A 4928-nucleotide genomic window follows, 5' to 3' on the forward strand; every position below is an offset into this window, starting at 1 on the left:
GGTGGTAGGTGAGGGTGGTGGCGATGGTGTGGAACTGGTCGAGGATGGGGTCCATGTGGGGGGAGTGGAAGGCGTGGCTGACGTGGAGGCGTCGGGTTTTGCGGCCTTGGTTTTGCCAGTGGGTGGCGAGGGTGAGGGCTTGGTGTTCGTCGCCTGAGATGACGGTGGAGGTGGGGGTGTTGAGGGCGGCGATGGTGACGTCGGGGTAGTCGGCGAGGGTGGGGAGGAGTTCGTCTTCGGTGGCGCGGATGGAGATCATGGCGCCGCCGGTGGGGGCGGCTTGCATGAGGCGGCCGCGGGCGGCGACGAGGGTGCTGGCGTCTGTGAGGTTGAGGACGCCGGCGAGGTGGGCGGCGGTGAGTTCGCCCAGGGAGTGGCCGATGAGGTAGTCGGGGGTGAGGCCGTGGTGTTCCAGCAGGCGGAAGAGGGCGGTCTGGAGCGCGAACAGCGCGGGCTGGGTGTAGCAGGTCTGGTCGAGCAGAGCAGCCTCGGCGGAGCCCGGTTCGGCCCAGACGACCTCCTTCAGCGGCCGGTCGAGGTGGTGGTCGAGTTCGGCGCAGGCGGCGTCGAAGGCGGTGGCGAAGACCGGTTGGGTGGCGTGGAGTTGGCGTCCCATGCCGGGGCGTTGGCTGCCTTGGCCGGTGAGGAGGTAGGCGATGGGGCCGGGGTGGGGTTGGCTGGTGGCGCGGGTGGTGGTGGGCAGGGTGCGGCCGGTGGCGAGGGCGGTGAGTCCGGCCAGGAGGTCGTGGTGGGTGGTGGCGACGACGGCGGCGCGTTCGGTGAAGTGGGTGCGGTGGTGGGTGAGGGTGCGGGCGGTGGTGGTGAGGTCGAGCTGCGGGTTCGCGCGCAGGTGGTCGGCGAGGCGGGTGGCCTGTTCGCGGAGGGCGGTGTCGGTCTTGGCGGAGAGGAGGAACGGCAGCGGGGTGCTCACTTCCTCGGCGGGGGCCGGTACTTCGGCTTCCGGTGCCTGCTCCAGGATGACGTGGGCGTTGGTGCCGCTGATCCCGAAGGACGAGACACCAGCGCGGCGGGGGTGGTCCGTCTCGGGCCAGGCCATCGCTTCGGTGAGAAGGGTGACGGCGCCGGCTTCCCAGTCGACGTGCGGGGTGGGTGCGTCGACGTGCAGGGTCTTGGGCAGGACGCCGTGCTGCATGGCCTGCACCATCTTGATCACACCTGCCACACCGGCCGCGGCCTGGGTGTGTCCGATGTTCGACTTGATCGAGCCGAGGTAGAGCGGACGTTCCTGGGGCCGGTCCTGTCCGTACGTGGCCAGCAGCGCCTGGGCCTCGATCGGGTCGCCGAGCGTCGTGCCCGTTCCGTGCGCCTCGACCACGTCGACCTGGCCAGGCGTCAACCCTGCATTGTGCAACGCTTGTTGGATGACGCGCTGCTGGGATGGGCCGTTGGGGGCGGTGAGGCCGTTGCTGGCGCCGTCCTGGTTGACCGCGCTGCCCCGGAGTACCGCCAGCACCGGGTGCCCGTTGCGCCGGGCGTCGGAGAGGCGCTCCAGAACCAGCACGCCGGCTCCCTCTCCCCAGCCCGTCCCGTCGGCGGCGGCCGCGAACGGCTTGCACCGGCCGTCGGTGGCGAGCCCGCGCTGGCGGCTGAACTCCAGGAAGACCGACGGCGTGGCCATCACCGTCACACCGCCGGCCAGGGCGAGCGTGCACTCGCCGGAGCGCAGGGCCTGGGCGGCCAGGTGGATCGCGACCAGGGAGGAGGAGCAGGCGGTGTCGATCGTCACCGCCGGGCCCTCGAAGCCGAAGGTGTACGCGACCCGGCCCGAGGCGATGCTGCCCGCACTGCCGCTGACCAGGTAGCCCTCGAAGCTGTCGGCCGCGTCGGCGACCCGCGAGCCGTAGTCGTCGTACATCACCCCGGCGAACACGCCGGTCCGCGAACCGCGCAGGGTGTCGGGGGCGAGGCCGGCCCGCTCCAGGGCCTCCCAGGAGGTCTCCAACAGGAGGCGCTGCTGCGGGTCGGTGGCGAGGGCCTCGCGCGGGCTGATCCCGAAGAACGCGGGGTCGAACTCGCCCGCGTCGTACAGGAATCCGCCGGAGGTGGTGTACGACTTCCCGGCGCGGTCGGGGTCCGGGTCGTACAGGTCCGGGTCCCAGCCGCGGTCGGTCGGGAACTCGCCGACGGCGTCCGTGCCGGAGGTCACCAACTGCCACAGGGCCTCCGGCGAGTGGGCGCCGTTGGGGTAGCGGCAGCCGAGACCGATGATGGCGATCGGGTCGTCGGCGGCGTCGGCGCCGCGACCGCCGACCGGGGCCGCCGGTGCGACGACGGCCGTCCGGCCGGACAGCTCGGCGCCGATGTGCTCGGCCAGCACCGAGGGGGTCGGGAAGTCGAAGACCAGGGTGCTGGAGAGCCGGAGTCCGGTGGCCGCGTTGAGGTGGTTGCGCAGATCGACGGCGGTGAGCGAGTCGAAGCCGATGTCCTTGAACGTCGCCGCGACGTCGACCCCGTCCGGCGTGGCGTGGCCGAGTACGGCGGCCACGGTCTCCCGGACCAGGTTGGTGATCAGCCGGTGCTGTTCCTCCGCCGGGAGCGCCGCGAGGCGCTGCGTCAGGCCGTTTCCGGAGGTGGCGGCCTTCGCAGCGACTGCCCGGCGGGGGGCGGAGGGCACCAGGTTGTGGAGGATCGGTGGGAGGGCGCCGTCGGTGGCGAGGGTGCGCAGTGCCGGGGTGTCCCAGAGGACGGGGAGTACGGCTGGGTGGGGGGTGCGGAGGGCGGTGTCGAGGAGGGTGAGGGCTTGTTCGGTGGGGAGTGGGGCGATGCCGGTGCGGCGCATGCGGTTGAGGTCGGTGGTGGCCATGGCGCCGGTCATGGTGCTGGTCTGCTGCCAGAGTCCCCAGGCGAGGGAGGTGGCGGGGAGTCCTTGGGTGTGGCGGTGGTGGGCGAGGGCGTCGAGGTAGGCGTTGGCGGCGGCGTAGTTGGCCTGGCCGGGGTTGCCGAGGGTGGCGACGACGGAGGAGAAGAGGATGAAGGCGTCCAACTCGAGGTGGGAGGTGGCCTGGTGGAGGTTCCAGGCGGCGTCGACCTTGGGGGCGAAGACGGTGGTGATGCTGTCGGGGGTGAGGTTCTCCACGGTGGCGTCGTCGAGGACGCCGGCGGCGTGGATGACGGTGGTGGGCGGGTGTTCGGCGATGAGGGCGTCGACCTGTTCGCGCGAGGCGGTGTCGCAGGCGGTGATGGTCACCTGGGCGCCGAGTTCGGTGAGTTCGGCCTGAAGGTCGGTCGCGCCGGGGGCGTCGGGTCCGCTGCGGCTCGTCAACAGCAGGTGGCGGACACCGTGTTGGGTGACCAGGTGCCGGGCGACGAGCGCGCCGAGGGTGCCGGTACCACCGGTGATCAGTACCGTGCCCTCCGGGTCGAAGGCGGGCGGTTGTTCGTCGGTGGTGGTGGCGGGTTCGATGCGGGGGGTGTGGAGGGTGCCTTGGCGGATGGCGAGTTGGGGTTCGCTGGTGGCGAGGGCGGTGGCCAGTGCGGTGGTGAGCACGGTGGTGCTGTCAGGGTGGTCGTCGAGGTCGAGGAGGGTGATGCGGTCGGGGTGTTCGGTCTGGGTGGTGCGGATGAGTCCCCAGGTGGGGGCGGTGGTGAGGTCGCCGGTGGTGGCGTCACGGGTGACGACGACCAGGCGGGTGGCGGCGAACCGCTCGTCCGCCAGCCACTGTTGGACCTGGCCGAGCAGAACGGCCGTCGTCTCCAGTGCAGTTGGGCCGGGCTCGACGCAGAGCAGGACGTGTGCGGGCGGCTGCGGGTCGGTGGCGAGCGCGTCCAGGTCGGGGTGCTCGACCAGGTCGTGGCAGGTCACGCGCAGCTCGGCGGCCAGCGGGGTGGTGGCTCCGCCGACGAGGGCCAGGCGCGGCGGTTCGGTCGGCTGCCCGGTCGGTGCGGAGGCCGGCATGGGTGTCCAGGTGACCTGGTACAGGGCGTGCGGCTGGCGGCCCGCCGTGAGCGCGCTCCGCAGGGCCTCCTTGGAGGCCGGGCGCAGCACCAGCGAGCCGACCGTGGCGACCGGTGCCCCGGTCCCGTCGCGGACGTCGAGCGCGTAGCCGTTCTCCCCGACGGGCGTCAGTCGGACCCGCAGCTCGGTCGCGCCGACCGCGTGCAACCGGACCTGCTGCCAGCTGAACGGCAGGGCCGTCTCGTCCGAGGCCGGGCTGTCGAGCGGGAACGGGTGGAGGGCGGCGTCGAGGAGGGCGGGGTGGAGGGTGTGGCCGGTGGTGGTGGTGTCGGGGTCGAGGGTGGCTTCGGCGTAGAGGGTGCCGTCGGCGTTCCAGGCTCGGGTGAGGTTCTGGAAGGCGGGGCCGTAGTGGTAGCCGTGGTCGGCCAGGATCCCGTACGCGTCGGTCAGGTCGACCGGGACGGCGCCGGTGGGCGGCCAGGGCTCTGCGGCGTCCGGGGCCGGCGCGGGTGCCGTGTCGACCGCGAGCAGGCCGCTGGCGTGGATCGTCCAGGTGTCGGTTCCGGCGTGGTGCGTGGCCAGGGTGATCGGCCGCTGGTCCTGGGGGTTGACCGGGTGGACGGTCAGCTGGAGCCGGACCGGCCGGTCGAGCGGCAGCGGGGCGTGGAGGGTGAGTTCTTCGACGGCGGTGTGGCCGGTGGCCTGGGCGGCGTGGAGGGCGAGGTCGAGGAAGGCGGTCGCCGGTAGCGCGGGGGTGTGGTGGACGGCGTGGTCGGCCAGCCACGGGTACTGCTGGATGCTGAGCGCCGCCGTGTGGACGGTGGTCCCGTCGGCGAGGTCGAGCGAGGCGTCGAGTAGCGGGTGTTCGGCGGGACGCAGCCCCAGTCGGGCCGGTTTAGCGCCGCCCTGGGCGTGTTCGGTGAGCCAGTAGTGGTGGTGTTGGAAGGGGTAGGTGGGGAGGTTGGGGTTGGTGGTGTGGTGGTGGGGGTGGTGCCAGGTGATGGGGTGGCCG

Annotated in this window: 1 protein-coding gene; it reads right to left on the reverse strand. The window is 72.5% G+C overall.

Annotated elements, in window-relative coordinates; all coding sequences use genetic code 11:
* Positions 1-4928 (reverse strand): SDR family NAD(P)-dependent oxidoreductase (locus ACIBCA_RS37075; protein WP_396287592.1); only part of this gene is annotated, 4928 nt, incomplete at both ends.

This window comes from Kitasatospora sp. NPDC051170 (assembly GCF_044455705.1).
In the GTDB taxonomy this organism is placed as follows: Bacteria; Actinomycetota; Actinomycetes; order Streptomycetales; family Streptomycetaceae; genus Kitasatospora.